Genomic DNA, 15,513 nt, shown 5'->3' with positions numbered 1-15,513 from the left:
TCCGACGCGGCGCCCCGAGGGGCGGGACTAGTTGCCGACGCCATGTTGGTATTCTTACCGACAAGGCGTCGGCAACCCGTGCCGGCCCGGAAGGAGCACCATGTTTCTCGCGTGGCGCGAGCTGTCGTTCGCGCGCTCACGATTCGCCCTGATGGGGGGTGTCGTCGCGCTCGTGTCCGTGCTCGTCGTCCTCCTGTCGGGCCTGTCCTCGGGACTCGTCAACGACGGCGTGTCCGGCCTCAAGAAGCTGCCCGTCGCGGCCTTCGCGTTCGGCGCGGACACCTCGGTCGACTCGGCGTTCTCCCGCAGCACGGTCGACCGCGAGCAGGCCGAGCGCTGGGCCGCCCGCGACGACGTCGCCGACGCGGCGCTGTTCGGCAACCAGCTCGTCAACGCCGAGGGCCCCGGCGGCGAGGCCGTCGACCTGGCGCTCTTCGGCGTCGAGCCGGGGTCGTTCGTCGCGCCCTCCCCGACCGACCTGGCCGCCGGCGAGATCCTCGGGGACCCGCACGGGATCGTCGTCAGCGAGACGGTGGGCGACCTGGGCCTGGGCATCGGCGACACCGTGACGGTCGAACGGCTGGGCACCGAGCTGACGATCGTCGGCATGCTCGACGGGCAGCACACGTTCGGGCACGTCGACGTCGCCTACGTCCCCCTGACGACCTGGCAGGAGATCCACGCCGGCGCGACCGACGCCGCCGAGGTGCGGCCCGAGGCGTACGACGAGGCGACCGCCGTCGCGCTCGCCCCCGTCGACGGCACCGACCTCGACCTCGCGGCCGGCGACGCCGCCGCGGGCACCACGGCCGTCTCGCTCACCGAGTCCTTCGACGGGTCGCCGGGCTACGCGGCCGAGACGCTCACGCTCAACCTCATCCAGGTCTTCCTCTACGCGATCTCGGCCCTCGTCGTCGGCGCGTTCTTCACGGTCTGGACCATCCAGCGCAAGCACGAGATCGCCGTCGCCCGCGCCATGGGCGCCTCGACGTCCTACCTCGTGCGCGACGCCCTCGGCCAGGCGGCGGTGCTCCTCGTGGTGTCCACCGCGGTCGGCATGGGCGCCGGGATCGGCTTCGGCGCGCTGCTCACCTCGACCCCGATGCCCTTCGCCCTCGAGGCCGGACCCCTCGCCCTGGCCGCAGCGCTGCTCGTCGGGCTCGGCCTCGCGGGCGCCGCCGCCTCGGTCGGGCGCATCGCCCACGTCGACCCCCTCACGGCTCTCGGAGGCCACCGATGACGCACCCCACCCAGCAGCTCCCGGGTACGTCCGCGCCCACCGGCGCCGGACTCGTGCTCGACGACGTGTCCCTCACGCTCGGGGACGGCGACTCGACCGTCACCGCGCTCGACCACGTGCACCTCACGGTCGCCCCGGGAGAGCTGCTCGCCGTCCTGGGCCCGTCGGGGGCGGGCAAGTCGAGCCTCCTCGCGGTCGCCGGGGCGCTGACCCGGCCGAGCGAGGGGACGGTCCGCATCGACGGTGCCGACGTCTCGTCGCTCACCGGGGCACGCCAGGCCGCGCTACGACGGGAGCGGATCGGTTTCGTGTTCCAGTCCGGCAACCTCCTGCCCGCGCTGACCGCCCTGGACCAGCTCCGGTTCGCGCTCCACGTCGCGGGCGGCGAGGACCGGGGGCGCGACCCCCTGACCCTGCTCGAGCAGGTGGGCATGGACCACAAGGCCGACCGACGACCGCACGAGCTGTCCGGCGGAGAGCGCCAGCGCGTGGGGATCGCACGCGCCCTGGTCACGGCCCCCGCGCTGCTCCTCGTCGACGAGCCCACGGCGGCTCTCGACCGTGCGCGCAGCCACGAGGTGGTCCGGCTGCTCGCCGCCGAGACCCACGAGCACGGCGTCGCGACCGTCATGGTGACCCACGACCACGACGTGCTCGACCACTGCGACCGCGTCGTCCACATGGAGGATGGGAGACTGAGCGTTTGACCCACGTCTCCCTGCCCCGGGCGGGGCAGGGAGACCGTCCGGAGGAGAGCCGTGCCCCGCATCAGCGCCCCGACCGTCGCCGAGCACCGCGCGGCGCAGATGCGAGTGCTCCTCGACGCCGCACGATCGCTCCTGGCGGAGACGGGCCGACCGCCCACGTTCGCGGCGCTCGCCGAGCGCGCGGGCCTGGCCCGCCCCAGCCTCTACCAGTACTTCCGGTCGGCGGACGACCTGCTGCTCGCCCTGGTCGAGGACGTCTTCCCCCGGTGGTCGGCCACGGTCGCACGGGCCATGGACGCGGCCCCGGACGACCGCGGCCGTGTCGTCGCCTACCTCCGGGCGAACCTCGAGCTCGTCGCCCAGGGTGAGCACGCCCTCGCGACGGCCCTCGCGAACGTCGGTCCGCCGAGCGCCGTGATGGAAGGCTCGCGCGCCATGCACGACGAGCTCGTGCGTCCCCTGGGTGACGCGCTGCAGGCGCTCGGGGCCCGGGACGCCGCCCGCTCGGCGGAGCTCGTCAACGCGGTGGTGAACTCCGCCTCACGCATGATCGAGTCCGGAGCCCCCCTCGACGACGTGTGGAGCAGCGTCGAGGAGCTCGTCGGACCGTTCCTCGACCGGCTGGTCGACGACGACCGCGGGGACGCTCACGGCCGCAGGTAGTCGAAGATGAGCGTCGTGCTCGTGCCCGCGACCTCGGGGCGCACGCTGAGCGTGCTCGCGACCAGGTCACGCAGCGCGGTCGAGTCGCGCACCGCGACGTGCACCATGAAGTCCCGGTCGCCCGTCACGAAGTAGATGCCCTCGACGTTGGGCAGCCCGGCGAGGTAGTCACGGAAGGTCGTGAGACCCGACCGGGCGTGCGAGTGCAGACGGACCGCGATGAGCGCCTGGAGGCTCCGGCCCATGGCCGCCGGGTCGATCTCCGTGCGGAACCCCTGGATGACGCCGCGCTCCTGGAGCGAGCGGACACGTGCGTGGCACGTCGAGGGCGCGATCCCGACGGCCTCCGCGACGGCCTTGTTCGTGGCCCGCGCGTCGGCGTCGAGGACGGCGAGGATGCGGCGGTCGGTCTCGTCGAGCACGGCCGCCTGGACCTGCGTCGACCCGGCCCGAAGATCGTTCGGCATGGTCGCCCGCTCTCGTCGTCCGGAAGAAGATCGTTCGGCAGAACGCCTCTGTCCCGAAGAACCCGTCTGCCTGCTTGAACCCTACCGAAGATCCCTTCACCATGGTGCTGAGGCGCAACCCGTCTCCCACGACCCGGCCTCAGCATCCTCGAGGCCGGGTCGACAACGTCTCAGGGCAAAGGAGCCCCGAATGACCACGTCACGCACCACCCCACGCTCCCCCCGCACGGCGGTCGTCGTCGGCGCCGGCATGGTGGGCCTCGCGACCGCCTGGCACCTGCAGCGCCGCGGCGTCGAGGTCACGGTCCTCGACCGCGAGGGCGTCGCCGCCGGCTCGTCCTGGGGCAACGCCGGCTGGCTCACGCCCGGCATGGCCATGCCCCTCGCGGACCCCACGCTCTGGACCTACGCCCCCAAGGCGCTGCTCGACCCGGCCGCGCCCCTGCACGTCCCGGCGCGGCTCGACCCCCGCCTGTGGTCCTTCCTCGCCCGGTTCGCGACGCACGCGACCCAGCGCGCGTGGGACCGCGCCATGGCAGCGCTCACCCCGATCGACCGGCTCGCGCTCGACGCGTTCGACGAGCTCGCCGCGCACGGCGTCGCCGCCCGCACGACGCCCGGCCCCTTCATGATCGGGTTCGAGCACGAGAAGCAGGCCGCGCCGTTCCTCCACGAGATCGCCCAGGTCGAGGCCGCGGGGCAGGTGGTCCCGCTGCGCCGCATCGACCGGCCCGACGGCGCCGCTCCCCTCCCCGGTCCGACGCACCCGAACGCGGGCCGAGCGCCCGGGGCGAGCGACGCCGTCGGGCGTCCTGCGCAGCTCACCGACCGCGTGCGCGCGGTCTACGCCCTGGAAGGCCAGCGGTTCATCGAGCCCGGGCCGTACGTCGGTGCGCTGGGCGACGCGGTCCGTGCGCGCGGCGGGCGCATCGTGACCGGCGCGACCGTCACCGGGCTGCGCGCCCAGGAAGGGCGCGGCGTCCAGGTCCTCGTGGACGGGCAGGACCCCGTGGTCGCGGACGTCGCGGTCCTCGCGACCGGCGCGTGGCTGCCCGGGCTCGCGGAGCCGCTCGGTGTGCGCACGCTCGTGCAGGCCGGGCGCGGCTACTCGTTCACGGTCAAGACCGACCTGCCCGTCGAGCAACCGATCTACCTGCCGTCGCGTCGCGTCGCGTGCACGCCGTACCAGGGGCGGTTCCGCATCGCGGGGACCATGGAGTTCCGCGGTCCCGACGAGCCGTTCCAGCCGCGGCGCATCGACGCGATCCTCGCCTCCGTGCGCGACCTGTTCCAGGGCGTCGACCTCGACGACCGGCACGACGAGTGGGTGGGGTCCCGGCCCGTGACCCCCGACGGGCTGCCGCTCGTCGGCGCCACGCGTGCACCCGGCGTCTACGTCGCAGGCGGGCACGGCATGTGGGGCATGGTCCTCGGGCCCGCGACGGGCAGGTTGCTCGCCGAGCAGATCGTGACGGGGACGGTGCCGCAGGAGATCAGGGCGTTCGACCCGCTGCGGTGAGCGGCCCGCCGGTCCGGAGCGACGCGCGGACCGGCGGGCGTCGAGCGTGCAGCTCGGTCGTCACGGGCGGCTGACGACGACCCGCGCCGCACGCTCGACGCATCGGGGCGGATCTGGGACCCTCGTCCCATGGGGGACCCCGCGATGACGCCGACGACGCTGCAGCACGACCTGTCCGACCATCTGCCGGTCCCCCCGGACGTCCCACCGCTCGGGCCGTACGCGAGCTGGGGGCGCCGGGTCGTGGCCACGTTCCTCGACGGGGCGCTCCTGACCGGGGTCACGTTCCTCGCGGTCGGCCCGATCACGCCACCTGCGGTGCTGCCGTTCTACACCCCGGTCGGGAACATCCCCCTGGCCTCGGCCGACGGGACCACCTGGCAGGACAGCCCCTGGATCGTCGGCACGGTCGTCGCGCTCGTCCTGCTCCAGGCGTACGCCGGCGCCACACCGGGCAAGCGGGCCGTGGGCATCATCGTGGTCGACCGCAGGACCGGCCGCCCGGTCGGCCTCCTGACCACGGTCCTGCGCTGGCTCGCGCACTTCCTCGACGCGATCCTCTGCATCGGCTACCTCCGCCCGCTCTGGGACAAGCAGCACCGCACGTTCGCCGACGGCCTGCTGTCGACCGTCGTGAGGTCGACCCGTCCACTGCCCAGGTCGCTGCGGACCTCGGCACCGTGGTCACCGGGCAGGCGGGAGGCGTCGGGGGCCCGGAGCTCCCGGAAGGCACCGAGCGCCCACGGCACGCCGCCCACGGCCGCCTGGTGGGACCGCTCGCCCGGCCGCGCCCGGGCGGTCACCGCGACGGCGACGGTCCTGTGCCTCGGCGGCGTGGCGCTGTCGTTCACGAACTCGTTCCAGATGCTGCCCCTCACGACCTCCTCGACCTGCACCGTCACACGTTCGGCCCCGAGCTCGGAGGGGCTGACCGGGTTCGGCGCCACGTTGAGCGTGTGGGGCCAGGGGCAGGACACCCGCCTGGGCATCACGCGGGCCGCCCCGCCGAACCCGGGATCCTCGTCCATCGAGGTGGACCTGGCAGGGGCCAGCCACGGGTACGTCTCGATCGACGCGAGCGTGCTGCGCGCCGACGGGACGACGGCCTGGTCGGCCACGGAGGCCCTCGGCGCACTGTCCATGGCAGATCCGCTCCCCTCGCAGGCCGCGGTGCTGAGCCTCTCCGACGGAGTCCCTGCCGACCTCGGCCCCGGGTGGACGTGGGAGGTCCGGCTGCTCGTGGACGACGTGATCGTCGAGACGTGCACGGGTGAGGGCCCCGTCCTGGGCTGAACCGGTCCGCCCAGGCCGCCCCGGCCGACGCCCGCCGACGCCGACCCTGCCGTACCGTGCCGTCCCCGCCGTCACGTCTCGCCGAGCCGACCCCGCGGGGCTGACCTACCGTGTGAGGCATGAGCCCCCGGAAGGCAGGGCTGGTCCTGCTGCTCGTCGCGCCCATGGTCGCGCTGATGCTGTCACCGTGGAAGCACGACGGCACGCTCGTCTACCTCGGCATGCTGCCCGCAGGCGTCGGGCTGCTCGTGGGGCGCAACGCTGCGCTCGTCGCGGGGCCGCTCACGGCCCTGTGCATGGCGATCGGCGTCTCGCTGAGCGACTGGCCGCTCGTCGGGGCCGTCTTCATGACGGTGCTGGGCGCGTGCGTGGGCTTCTCCGCGGTCCGGGGCTGGCACGGGATCGGCGGCTTCGTGGGACCCCAGACGGCGTTCGCGCTCATCGGCGGTCCGCTCGTCGCGCTCCCCTCGGGCACCGTGAGCCCCTCGACGTCGCTGGGTGCCCTCGCGGCGATGGCCGGCTGGGTCGCGTTCGGTGGCCTGTGGACGGCCGTGGTCGGTGGGGCCCTGACGCGCGGTATGCGCCTGCCGGGTCCCCGTCCCGTTCCCGAGCGGGCCGCGACCTACTTCGGGCTCGCGCTCGCGACCCTGGCGGGCGTCGCGACCTATGTCGCGATGGGATGGGTCGGCTCGCCCAACGCGTGGTGGCTGCTGCTCACGCTGTTCGTGGTCGTCCAGCCGTACTTCGCGGCGACGCTCTCGCGGACCGTTGCCCGGGTCGGCGGCACGCTCGCGGGCGCGGTGCTCGCGGGCCTGGTGGCCCATCTGCTCAGCGGTTCCCCGGGCGTCCTGTCGGTCGTGGCGCTCGTCCTGACGGGGGCCGCTGCGTGGGCGTACCTCAAGCAGCCGTACTGGGTCTTCACGCTCTTCCTCACCCCCGCGGTGATCCTGCAGACGTCGGGGGGTGAGGACGTCGTGCTCGCCGCCGACCTCGAGCGTGCCCTCTTCACGGTGGCCGCCGCGCTCGTCGCGGTCGCGGTCCTCGCGGTCGGGCACCGTGTCCTCGTGTCCCGCGACCGCGCAGCTCCTTGAACCCCGGCGCCGGGAGGTAGCGCGTGCCACGATGTCCGTCATGACTCCTGCGCCCCGGTACGTCGACGTGGTCGACGAGGCCGAGTTCCCGCTGCTGGGCGGCGACGTCTCGGACGGCCTGGTCCGCCGGGGCAGCACGGTGCGCCGCCCGCGCGGCGCGCACAGTCCTGCGGTCGAGGCCTACCTCCTGCACCTCGAACGGGTCGGCTTCCCCCGAGCGCCGCGCTTCCTCGGGGTCGACGGCGCGGGCCGGGAGGTCGTGTCGTTCGTCGAGGGCGAGTGGGGCGGTCGGCCGCCGTCGCCCTGGGCGCTCGGCGAGGACGTGCTCGTCCAGCTGGGCGAGTGGCAGCGCGCGCTGCACGACGCGTCGGCGACCGTCGCCCTGCCCGACGGCGTCGCGTGGCCCGAGCGCGTCCAGTTCCCGGGGGTGCGCGACGTGTTCGAGGAGCCCGACGTCGTCGGGCACAACGACGTGACCGTCGAGAACTCGATCTTCTCCCAGGCCGCGGACGGGCGGCGGGAGCTCGCCGCGGTCATCGACTTCGACCTGGCGGGACCCACGACCCGGCTGCTCGACGTCGCGACGACCGCGCTCCACTGGGCCCCGATCGGCCCGCCGGGCACCCGGGACGCGGGCATGTCGTCGCTCGGTGCGCCGCGTCGCACGCGCGTCCTCACCGAGGCCTACGGGTTCGACCGGGCCGAGCGGCTCGCGCTGCTCGACACCCTCACCGCCCGGTTCGCCCGGAGCTGGCACGCGATGCGGCACAACGCCGCCACGCGTGGCGGCGGGTGGCAGCGCATGTGGGACGGCGGCGTGGGCGACCGGATCCGGGCGAACGAGGCGTGGTTCGCGGCCGAGCGGGGAGCGTTCGCCCGCGAGCTGGTCTGAGCCCGGGCCCGACGCCGCCGCTCACCCCGGCAGCGCGACGTCCGGTCCGGCCAGCACCAGGAGGGCCGCGCACACCGCCGCGACGGCCATGCTGAGCGCGAAGGGCGCCCGGCTCGTGGTCCGTCGCACCGCGACGAGGCCTGCGGAGACCGCGAGCGCCACCGCGACCGCCCCACCGACCCAGCCCGCGACGGTCGGCGGCCCGGGCGGCCCGAGCACCACGACGCCGACCGCCGCGACGAGCACGGTCGGTGCGAGCACGCTCGCACGCGTCCGGCCCAGGCGGTGCGGCAGCCCCCGGACCCCGGTGGCACGGTCGTCCTCGAGGTCGGGCAGGGTGTTCGCGACGTGCGCCCCGACGCCCAGCAGCGCGGTCGCGGCCATGGCCCAGGGTGCGGCGACGCGGTCGCCGGGAGCGGCGAGCACCACGAACAGCGGCAGGAGCCCGAACGACACCGCGTACGGCGCCCAGGACCACGCGGTCGACTTGAGCCACGCGTTGTAGGTCCACGCGCTCGCGACGGCCGCGAGGTGCACCAGCCCGGCCACGAGCCCGGTCGCGAGCGACAGCACCACGCACACCGCGGCGGCGACGAGCGCGGCGGCGTGCACCTGCCGCACCGAGACCAGCCCCGCGACGACGGGCTTGTCCGCGCGCTGCACCGCGACGTCGCGTCGGGCGTCGAGCCAGTCGTTGGACCACCCGACCGAGAGCTGCCCGGACAGGACCGCGGCGGTGACGAGCGCCGTCGGGCCGGGGCCCGAGCCCACGCCCGCCGCGAAGAAGCCCGCGAGGACCGTGACCACGACCGTGGGCCCCGCATGGCTCGCGAGCGCGAGCCCCCGCAGCGTCGTCGTCGCCGCTCGCGTCTTCACGATGCCTCCACCTGCCCGACGCTAGCAACGCGCGGGCCGCGCGTCCCCGTGGCACGATGCCAGAATGTCGCGGCTGCTCGCGGTCGCACCGGTCCTGCCGGGGCCCGCGCACCCTCAGAGCGAGATCACGGACACGATCGGGCCCCTGCTGACCCGCTCGCCCGCGACCCGCGCCGTCCTCCGCAGGCTCCACGCCGCGTCCGGCGTCGAGACCCGCCACACGGCCCTGCGCCTCGACGAGTACGCGGGGCTCACGTCGTTCGGCGAGGCCAACGACCACTTCATCCGGGTCGGCACGGACCTCGCCGAGGAGGCGTGCCGGGCAGCGCTCGACGACGCGGGCATCGACCCCGGCGAGGTCGACTTCCTGCTCTTCACCTCGGTCACCGGGATCGCGGCCCCCTCGATCGACGCGCAGCTGGTGACCCGCCTGGGGCTGCGGACCGACGTCAAGCGGCTGCCGTCGTTCGGGCTCGGCTGCGTCGCGGGCGCCGCGGGGATCGCGCGCGTGCACGACTACCTGACGGGCCACCCGCAGGACGTGGCCCTGCTCGTGTCGGTCGAGCTGTGCTCGCTCACGCTCCAGCACGGTGACGACTCCGTGGCGAACCTCGTCGCGACCGGGTTGTTCGGGGACGGCGCGGCGGCCGTGGTCATGGTCGGGGACGCGCACCCGGCGGGTCCTGCGCACGGCGCCGCGACCCGCGGGGTCGAGGTGCTCGACACGCGCAGCCGTCTCTACCCCGAGACGGCCGAGCACCTGGGCTGGTCGATCCGCGACAGCGGGTTCGGGATCGTGCTGTCCGCGGGGCTGCCGGAGGTCATCGCGGCGCACCTCGCGGGCGACGTGAAGTCGCTGCTCGCCGAGCACGACCTGGCGGCCGAGGACGTCGGGACGTGGGTCGTGCACGCGGGCGGCCCGCGCATCCTCGACGTGGTGCGCGACTCGCTGGGCCTCGACGAGGCCGAGCTGAGGTTCAGCCGGGAGTCGCTCGCCGCCGTCGGGAACCTGTCCTCGTCCTCGGTGCTCCACGTGCTCGCCGCGACGCTCGCAGCCCGGGAGGCGGCCGGAAGCCCTCCCCCCGGGCACGCTCGGCCGCGGCACGGCGTCCTCATGGCGTTCGGGCCGGGCGTGAGCGCCGAGCTGGTCCTGCTGCGCCTCCCCGGTCCCCAGGAGGGCTGATGCTCGTCTTCTTCTACGTCGTGGTCGGGGCGACCGCGCTCGAACGGCTCGCGGAGCTCGTGGTCTCGGCCCGCAACGCGAGGTGGTCGTTCGCACGCGGCGGCATCGAGACGGGGCGCGGCCACTTCCCCGCGATGGTCGCGCTGCACACGGGCCTGCTGGTCGCGTGCGTGGTCGAGGTCAACGTCGCCGACCGGCCGTTCGTCCCCTGGGTCGGGTGGCCCGCGTTCGTGCTCGTGGTCGCGAGCCAGGCGCTGCGCTGGTGGTGCATCGCGTCGCTCGGGCCACGGTGGAACACGCGCGTGATCGTGGTCCCCGGGCTGCCGTGGGTGGACCGCGGCCCGTACCGCTGGATCGCGCGGCACCCGGGGCAGCGCTGGTTCCGCCACCCCAACTACGTGGCCGTGGTCGTCGAGGGCTTCGCGCTGCCCCTCGTCCACTCGTGCTGGACCACGGCACTCGTGTTCACGGTGCTCAACGCGGTGCTGCTGCTGCGGTTCCGGCTCCCGGCCGAGGAGCGCGCGCTCGACGCTCTCCCCCGCGTGCGGGCCGGTGCCGGCGCGACGGGTCGGGCAGGCGCTCCCCCGGCGGGCACCCAGCCGTGACGGACACCGACGTCCTGGTCGCGGGGGGCGGGCCGGTCGGGCTCGCCGTGGCGATCGAGGCGCGGCTCGCGGGCCTCGACGTCGTCGTGGTCGAACCGCGCACAGGCCCTGTGGACAAGGCGTGCGGCGAGGGCCTCATGCCCGGCGCGCTGCGGGCGCTGCACGCGCTCGACGTCGACCCCGCGGGCCACGTCCTGCGCGGCATCAGCTACCGGGACCCGCACCGCCACGCCGACCACCTCTTCGCGACCGGGCCGGGCCGGGGCGTCCGGCGGACCACGTTGCACGCCGCGCTCGCCGAGCGTGCCGCCGCACTGGGCGCCGTGACGGTGCAGGGCCGGGTCGAGCACGTCGAGCAGACGGCGGACTCCGTGACGGCCGCCGGGATCAGCGCGCGCTGGCTCCTGGGCTGCGACGGCCTGCACTCGACCGTGCGCCGCCTCGCCGGGCTGGAGGTCGGGGCCGACGCGCTCGCGCGCGAGTCGCTCCTCGCGCGCAGCGGCCACGACGTGCTCGGAGGAGGGCCCCGGGCCCCCGGGACCGGGCCGGGCGACGGCCACGCCGAGACGGCGGGGAGCGCGGACGGGGCCGCACCGCGGGCCGCACGCATCCCCACCGAGCTCGGCGGCACGGCCCCTCCCCTGCGCACGACGCCCGACCCGCGCCGCCGCTTCGGCCTCCGCCGCCACTTCCGCGTCCCCGCGTGGACCGACCTGGTCGAGGTCCACTGGGGGGAGCACGTCGAGGCGTACGTGACGCCCGTGGCGCCCGACGTCGTCGGGATCGCGATGCTCGGCCCCACCGGGACGCACTTCGACGAGGCCCTCGACGGGTTCCCCGCGCTGGTCTCCCGGCTGGGGGACGCCGAGCCGCTGGGCCCGGTCCGTGGAGCGGGCCCCCTCCGGCAACGCTCCCGACGGCGCAGCACCGGACGGGTGCGCCTCGTCGGGGACGCGTCGGGGTACGTGGACGCCCTCACGGGCGAAGGGCTGCGCGTGGGGCTCGCGCAGGCGAGCGCCGCCGTCGGGCACCTGGACGACGCCGAGGCGTACGAGCGCGCCTGGCGCCACGCGACCCGCGACTACCGCGTCCTGACCACGGGGCTCGTCGCCTGGGCGACGTCGCCCGCACGACGGGCGATCGTGCCGCTCGCGGCACACGCCCCCGTGCTCTACGGCGCCGTCGTGGAGCGGCTCGCACGCTGACCCGGGCGCGAAACCGGGGGTGCACGAAACGTATCCTTGGAAGGTCACCAGGGGCTACGATCAGCCCGGCGGCGCGAGCCCCTGCCTGCGCCGCCACCTCAGCGAGACGACGCCCCTGCCCGGCCCCCCGGTCGGCAGGGGCGTTTGCGACGTCAGTGCTCTACCTGTGAAAGCGAGGACCGCGATGCCGCACCGCCGATGGAAGGAACAGCGCTTGTGCCCCCAGTGCCAGGACGTGGTCCTGGTCGAGATGCGCTTCGTCGCGCTCCCCTCGGCCCCGGGTGAGGACGCGGCCATGGAAGCCGTCGGCGTCGACGACGCCGGGCACGAGTTCCACTGACCCGACGCCGGCTCGTCAGGCGCGAGGGCGGGCCGAACCCGCCGACGCGGCGTCGCCCGACGGACCGCCCGGGACGCGCGGCTCCTTGAGCTCGACGAAGATCGCGTGGGTGGCCGTCGATCCTGTGTTCTCCCCGACGTGCACCTGGTCGGGCAGCCAGCGGGTCTCTCCCGGCTCCAGGGCCACCTCCATGACGCGGTCGCCCGACGAGATGCGCCGCTCGAAACCGCTCAGCGTGTACATGACGCTGTCCGGGTGGTGGTGCGGATGCGTCCGCGTCCCCGGCACGTCCCGGTACTCCAGCACCCGGACCCTGTCGTTCTCGAAGATCACGCCGTAGTGGTCGGGATCGGTGACCGTCGGGTCGTCCTCTGCCTGTCCCATGCTCGCCTCGGAACGTCGGGGCCCGTCGTCGACGACGGGCACGTCCCTCGAGCATCCCACCGTGGCCCCGGCACGCACCTCGGGGCGGGGCCGGCCTACGAGATCCCGCGGTCCCGGGCCCAGCGCAGGATGTCGTCGCGGGTCGAGACCCCGACCTTGCGATAGATGCTGCGCAGCTGGGACTTGACCGTGTTCCGGGAGACGAACAGGATCGCGGCGAGCTGCTCCAGCGTCATGTCCTCCGTGAGGTGCGAGAGCACCACGAGCTCGCGGCGGGAGAGCACGACCTCCTGCGTCGCGTCGCCGGTCGTCGAGGGCTGCGCGGACGTTCGCTGGGTGATGGACATCGTTCCTCCGTCCGTGGTCGCCGCACGTCGCCCACGTTTGTGATCCGTCTTCTGGTTCCTACAAGAAGAGACCGCGTGGGAACGGATCCATGACGCGAGTTCGGCGCACAGGCTGTGACGAGCACCACAGGGACGGGAGGCGGGTCACCCCGTGACGCGCAACCCCCGCACGACCGCGACCAGGCTCCCCGCGCAGAGCACCCCGACCACGGCGAGCAGGAGCGTGTACCCGGCGAGCGCCGTGGCCCCGGCCAGGACGACGGGCAGCAGGAAGCCCACGTACGACAGGCTGTAGTAGACGCCCGTGAGCCCCGCGAGGTCGGTGGGGGTCGCGATGGCCTGCACCTCGATCAGGCCCGCGACCACGCAGATCCCGTACGCGGCGCCGAGGGTCACCGCGGCGACGCCGCCCAGGACCGGCGACAGGACCGTCGCGTTGGTCGCGCCCAGCACCACCCCGAGCAGCATCAGCGTCATCCCCACCACGAGCGCGCGCCCGCGCGTGACCTGGTCGATCCGCGCGACGAACGGCTGCACCGCCGCCCCCGTGCCCAGCGTGAGGACCGTGAGCAGGGTCGCGTAGGCCAGCGACAGGTCGCCGGTCCGCTCCGTGACGAGCTGGGGCATGACCGCGTAGGCGATGCCGGCCGCCCCGAAGACCCACGGGGCCGCGGGCACCACGACGCGCACGAACCGGCGGTGGTGCGCGACCGGGACCCGCAGGTCCGCGAGCAGCGAGGTCGTCGAGCGGTGGCCCCCGATGGTCTCGGTCGAGGTCGCGAGCAGGACGAGCGCGAGCAGGCTCAGCACGACGTGCACCACGTAGGGCGTGACCGTGGGCCACGGCCCCCACTGCGCGAGCACGCCCGAGACCCCCGCACCGATCCCGAAGCCCAGCGTCAGCGAGAGGGACGGACGCCGCGCCCCGGCCGCGGGGTCGGCGGTCAGGTCGAACGGCGCGCTCGAGAGCTCCTTGACCCAGCTCGTGCCGACCGACATCGCGACCCCCACGCTCAGCCCCGCGAGCAGGCGCCCCAGGCAGATGACGACCTCGTTGCCGAAGCCCAGCGCCAGCAGCACGCTGGCCCCGACACCGCCCAGGACGCCGACGACCGCGAGCGGCTTGCGGCCGTACCTGTCGGACAGCGGGCCCGCCACGAGGAGCCCGGGCACGAGCCCCAGGACGTACATGCCGAGGAAGAGGTCGACCATGACGACGGAGTAGCTGCCGAGGTCCTGGTACATGTGCAGGAGCGGCGTGAAGTGGTTTCCACCCCAGGCCATGACGACGAGCGCCGGGGCGACTCGCAGCCAGCCGGGGACGAGGCGGTGGCGGTTCATGATCTTTCTCGAAGGACGACAGCGGTGGGAAGGTACCCGTCGACGGGCGCGGCACGGCCACGACCGGAGCGGGTGCGGCAGGGTCCGAGCAGGACGACGGGCGGACAGGAGCCGGGCCGAGGCCCGTCAGCCGTAGTTGCCGCGCTGGACGTGCGCGCGCAGCGCCGCCTCGTAGGCCTGGGCGTCGCCCGCGCGGGCGAGCGTGGCGAGCACGCGGTGGTCCGCCAGGAGACGTGTGGGCGACGTCGCGTCGCGGCGCACGGCCCGGTGCGTGAGGAGCTCGAGGCGTGGGCCGAGCTGCGCGAAGAGGTCCTCGATCACGTCGTTGTCCCCGGCCCGGATGATGCGGGAGTGGAACGCGAAGTCGGCCCGCGAGAAGGCGAGCAGGTCGCCGTCCTGCTCGGCGACCACCTGCCGGGCGACGAGCTCGTCGAGGTCGCGCGCGACGCCGTCGGGCAGGGCGTGCCCGTCCAGGGCGCGGATCGCGGACGACTCGAGCATGATCCTGACGGCCAGGAGGTCGGCGACCTCCTTGTCCGTGACCGAGGCGACGATCGCTCCCCGCTTGGGGAACAGCGTGAGCAGGCGGCACGTCTGGAGCTGGAGGAAGGCCTCGCGGACGGGGGTCCGGCTGATGCCGAGCTCGTCGGCGACCTCGCCCTCCGTCAGGAGGGCGCCGGGGGCCGTCTCTCCCGTGATGATCGAGGCGGACACCGCGGCGAAGGCTCGCTCGACCGCGCTGGGGGCCGGGTCGTCGGGCTTCTTGCGGGGGGACACCTTGCGACCATAGCACCTTAGATGCAAGGGGGCGTCCGGTGCGCCGGGCAACGGTAAGGTCACGACCCGCGCGCCAGGTCGCCGGTCCCCGACACCCCGCATAGCCTCGTTCGACCAGCCGCCCCGACCGGATGGAGCATTCCGTGCAGAAGACCGGGACCGACCCCGACGTGTACCTCACGACCCTCCCCGAACGGTTCCGCGACGACGCGGTCCGCCTCGACGGCGCGATCTCGGAGGTGATGGCCGGCCGGTCCCGCGTCCTGTGGGAAGGCGTCTCCTGGGGCGGTACCGACCAGCGGATCATCGGGTACGGCGACCTGCTCCAGGCCCGCCCCCGCGGCGGGAGCGTCGAGTGGTTCGCGGTCGGGCTCGCCGTCCAGCAGAACTACCTGAGCGTGTACGTCAACGCCGTCGAGGACGACCAGCCGGTCGCCCAGAAGTACGCGCACACGCTCGGGCGCGCCAAGATCGGCAGCTCGAGCGTGGGCTTCAAGGCCCTCGCCGACATCGACCTGGACGCGCTGCTGCACCTCGTGCGGATCGCACGGGACCAGACGGCGTAGCCCTCCCCCGGCGCGGG

At 74.4% G+C, this 15,513-nt stretch carries 18 protein-coding genes; 12 read left to right on the top strand and 6 right to left on the bottom strand.

What is annotated here, in order from left to right; genetic code table 11:
- The first annotated feature begins 100 nt into the window (after positions 1 to 100).
- The 3 genes from NHG27_RS10865 to NHG27_RS10855 are packed head-to-tail and all read left to right on the top strand — an operon-like array spanning position 101 to position 2,610.
- Positions 101 to 1,240, top strand: a complete 1,140-nt coding sequence (locus NHG27_RS10865) for an ABC transporter permease (protein WP_497016311.1) — start codon at positions 101 to 103, stop codon at positions 1,238 to 1,240.
- Positions 1,237 to 1,947, top strand: a complete 711-nt coding sequence (locus tag NHG27_RS10860; protein ID WP_497016310.1) for an ABC transporter ATP-binding protein — start codon at positions 1,237 to 1,239, stop codon at positions 1,945 to 1,947. The genes NHG27_RS10865 and NHG27_RS10860 overlap by 4 nt, the downstream gene beginning before the upstream one ends.
- A 51-nt stretch (positions 1,948 to 1,998) precedes the next feature.
- Positions 1,999 to 2,610: a TetR/AcrR family transcriptional regulator gene (locus tag NHG27_RS10855; protein WP_193719403.1), complete on the top strand. Its 612-nt coding sequence runs from the start codon at positions 1,999 to 2,001 to the stop codon at positions 2,608 to 2,610.
- On the opposite strand, the gene NHG27_RS10850 is transcribed toward NHG27_RS10855, so the two are convergent.
- A complete protein-coding gene (locus tag NHG27_RS10850) occupies positions 2,595 to 3,077 on the bottom strand; it encodes an Lrp/AsnC family transcriptional regulator (protein ID WP_193719404.1) in 483 nt (160 codons plus the stop codon). The genes NHG27_RS10855 and NHG27_RS10850 overlap by 16 nt on opposite strands.
- 190 nt (positions 3,078 to 3,267) lie before the next feature.
- On the opposite strand from NHG27_RS10850, the gene NHG27_RS10845 reads away from it, so the two are divergent.
- The 4 genes from NHG27_RS10845 to NHG27_RS10830 all read left to right on the top strand — a co-directional run bounded on the left by NHG27_RS10845 (position 3,268) and on the right by NHG27_RS10830 (position 7,872).
- Entirely contained in the window at positions 3,268 to 4,596 is a 1,329-nt protein-coding gene (locus NHG27_RS10845; RefSeq protein WP_497016309.1) for an NAD(P)/FAD-dependent oxidoreductase, read from the top strand.
- Between the two features lie 129 nt (positions 4,597 to 4,725).
- Positions 4,726 to 5,889 carry an RDD family protein gene (locus tag NHG27_RS10840; RefSeq protein ID WP_497016308.1) on the top strand — a complete coding sequence of 388 codons (1,164 nt, stop codon included), beginning with the start codon at positions 4,726 to 4,728 and terminating at the stop codon, positions 5,887 to 5,889.
- Between the two features lie 119 nt (positions 5,890 to 6,008).
- The gene (locus NHG27_RS10835; RefSeq protein ID WP_497016307.1) at positions 6,009 to 6,980 is read left to right on the top strand and encodes an FUSC family protein; all 972 of its coding nucleotides are present in this window, start codon (positions 6,009 to 6,011) and stop codon (positions 6,978 to 6,980) included.
- A gap of 40 nt (positions 6,981 to 7,020) precedes the next feature.
- Positions 7,021 to 7,872, top strand: a complete 852-nt coding sequence (locus tag NHG27_RS10830; protein WP_497016306.1) for a phosphotransferase — start codon at positions 7,021 to 7,023, stop codon at positions 7,870 to 7,872.
- 21 nt (positions 7,873 to 7,893) lie between these two features.
- Here NHG27_RS10830 and NHG27_RS10825 read toward each other — a convergent pair whose 3' ends face one another.
- Positions 7,894 to 8,748 (bottom strand): UbiA family prenyltransferase, encoded by an 855-nt coding sequence (locus NHG27_RS10825; RefSeq protein ID WP_497016305.1) that lies wholly within the window; start codon positions 8,746 to 8,748, stop codon positions 7,894 to 7,896.
- A gap of 64 nt (positions 8,749 to 8,812) precedes the next feature.
- On the opposite strand from NHG27_RS10825, the gene NHG27_RS10820 reads away from it, so the two are divergent.
- The 4 genes from NHG27_RS10820 to NHG27_RS10805 all read left to right on the top strand — a co-directional run bounded on the left by NHG27_RS10820 (position 8,813) and on the right by NHG27_RS10805 (position 12,081).
- Positions 8,813 to 9,931: a type III polyketide synthase gene (locus NHG27_RS10820; protein WP_497016304.1), complete on the top strand. Its 1,119-nt coding sequence runs from the start codon at positions 8,813 to 8,815 to the stop codon at positions 9,929 to 9,931.
- A complete protein-coding gene (locus NHG27_RS10815) occupies positions 9,931 to 10,536 on the top strand; it encodes an isoprenylcysteine carboxyl methyltransferase family protein (RefSeq protein WP_497016303.1) in 606 nt (201 codons plus the stop codon). The genes NHG27_RS10820 and NHG27_RS10815 overlap by 1 nt, the downstream gene beginning before the upstream one ends.
- Positions 10,533 to 11,741, top strand: coding sequence for an FAD-dependent monooxygenase (locus NHG27_RS10810; protein WP_497016302.1), 1,209 nt, complete (start codon positions 10,533 to 10,535; stop codon positions 11,739 to 11,741). Before NHG27_RS10815 ends, NHG27_RS10810 begins: the two co-directional genes overlap by 4 nt.
- A 214-nt stretch (positions 11,742 to 11,955) precedes the next feature.
- Positions 11,956 to 12,081 carry a hypothetical protein gene (locus NHG27_RS10805; RefSeq protein ID WP_265332931.1) on the top strand — a complete coding sequence of 42 codons (126 nt, stop codon included), beginning with the start codon at positions 11,956 to 11,958 and terminating at the stop codon, positions 12,079 to 12,081.
- Between the two features lie 15 nt (positions 12,082 to 12,096).
- Here NHG27_RS10805 and NHG27_RS10800 read toward each other — a convergent pair whose 3' ends face one another.
- From NHG27_RS10800 to NHG27_RS10785, 4 genes are all read right to left on the bottom strand, one after another.
- Positions 12,097 to 12,465 carry a cupin domain-containing protein gene (locus NHG27_RS10800; RefSeq protein ID WP_193719412.1) on the bottom strand — a complete coding sequence of 123 codons (369 nt, stop codon included), beginning with the start codon at positions 12,463 to 12,465 and terminating at the stop codon, positions 12,097 to 12,099.
- Positions 12,466 to 12,560: 95 nt separating this feature from the next.
- Complete coding sequence (locus tag NHG27_RS10795; protein WP_193719413.1) at positions 12,561 to 12,812, bottom strand: response regulator transcription factor; 252 nt, start codon at positions 12,810 to 12,812, stop codon at positions 12,561 to 12,563.
- Positions 12,813 to 12,956: 144 nt separating this feature from the next.
- Positions 12,957 to 14,153, bottom strand: coding sequence for an MFS transporter (locus NHG27_RS10790; protein WP_497016301.1), 1,197 nt, complete (start codon positions 14,151 to 14,153; stop codon positions 12,957 to 12,959).
- 126 nt (positions 14,154 to 14,279) lie between these two features.
- Complete coding sequence (locus NHG27_RS10785; protein ID WP_193719415.1) at positions 14,280 to 14,930, bottom strand: GntR family transcriptional regulator; 651 nt, start codon at positions 14,928 to 14,930, stop codon at positions 14,280 to 14,282.
- A gap of 143 nt (positions 14,931 to 15,073) precedes the next feature.
- Between NHG27_RS10785 and NHG27_RS10780 the strand changes: the two genes are divergently transcribed.
- Positions 15,074 to 15,496, top strand: a complete 423-nt coding sequence (locus tag NHG27_RS10780; RefSeq protein ID WP_497016300.1) for a hypothetical protein — start codon at positions 15,074 to 15,076, stop codon at positions 15,494 to 15,496.
- The last annotated feature ends 17 nt before the right edge of the window (positions 15,497 to 15,513 follow it).

The organism is Oerskovia sp. 140933 (assembly GCF_059651515.1).
The sequence above is the reverse complement of the archived record's forward strand: the minus strand, read 5'-3'. Positions and strand labels throughout refer to the sequence as shown.

Excerpts from the sequence above, each read along its gene's own strand:
- NHG27_RS10865 (WP_497016311.1), top strand. The coding sequence starts at position 101 with ATGTTTCTCGCGTGGCGCGAGCTGTCGTTCGCGCGCTCACGATTCGCC.
- NHG27_RS10860 (WP_497016310.1), top strand. The coding sequence starts at position 1,237 with ATGACGCACCCCACCCAGCAGCTCCCGGGTACGTCCGCGCCCACCGGC.
- NHG27_RS10850 (WP_193719404.1), bottom strand. The coding sequence starts at position 3,077 with ATGCCGAACGATCTTCGGGCCGGGTCGACGCAGGTCCAGGCGGCCGTG.
- NHG27_RS10845 (WP_497016309.1), top strand. The coding sequence starts at position 3,268 with ATGACCACGTCACGCACCACCCCACGCTCCCCCCGCACGGCGGTCGTC.
- NHG27_RS10840 (WP_497016308.1), top strand. The coding sequence starts at position 4,726 with ATGGGGGACCCCGCGATGACGCCGACGACGCTGCAGCACGACCTGTCC.
- NHG27_RS10835 (WP_497016307.1), top strand. The coding sequence starts at position 6,009 with ATGAGCCCCCGGAAGGCAGGGCTGGTCCTGCTGCTCGTCGCGCCCATG.
- NHG27_RS10830 (WP_497016306.1), top strand. The coding sequence starts at position 7,021 with ATGACTCCTGCGCCCCGGTACGTCGACGTGGTCGACGAGGCCGAGTTC.
- NHG27_RS10820 (WP_497016304.1), top strand. The coding sequence starts at position 8,813 with ATGTCGCGGCTGCTCGCGGTCGCACCGGTCCTGCCGGGGCCCGCGCAC.
- NHG27_RS10815 (WP_497016303.1), top strand. The coding sequence starts at position 9,931 with ATGCTCGTCTTCTTCTACGTCGTGGTCGGGGCGACCGCGCTCGAACGG.
- NHG27_RS10800 (WP_193719412.1), bottom strand. The coding sequence starts at position 12,465 with ATGGGACAGGCAGAGGACGACCCGACGGTCACCGATCCCGACCACTAC.
- NHG27_RS10795 (WP_193719413.1), bottom strand. The coding sequence starts at position 12,812 with ATGTCCATCACCCAGCGAACGTCCGCGCAGCCCTCGACGACCGGCGAC.
- NHG27_RS10790 (WP_497016301.1), bottom strand. The coding sequence starts at position 14,153 with ATGAACCGCCACCGCCTCGTCCCCGGCTGGCTGCGAGTCGCCCCGGCG.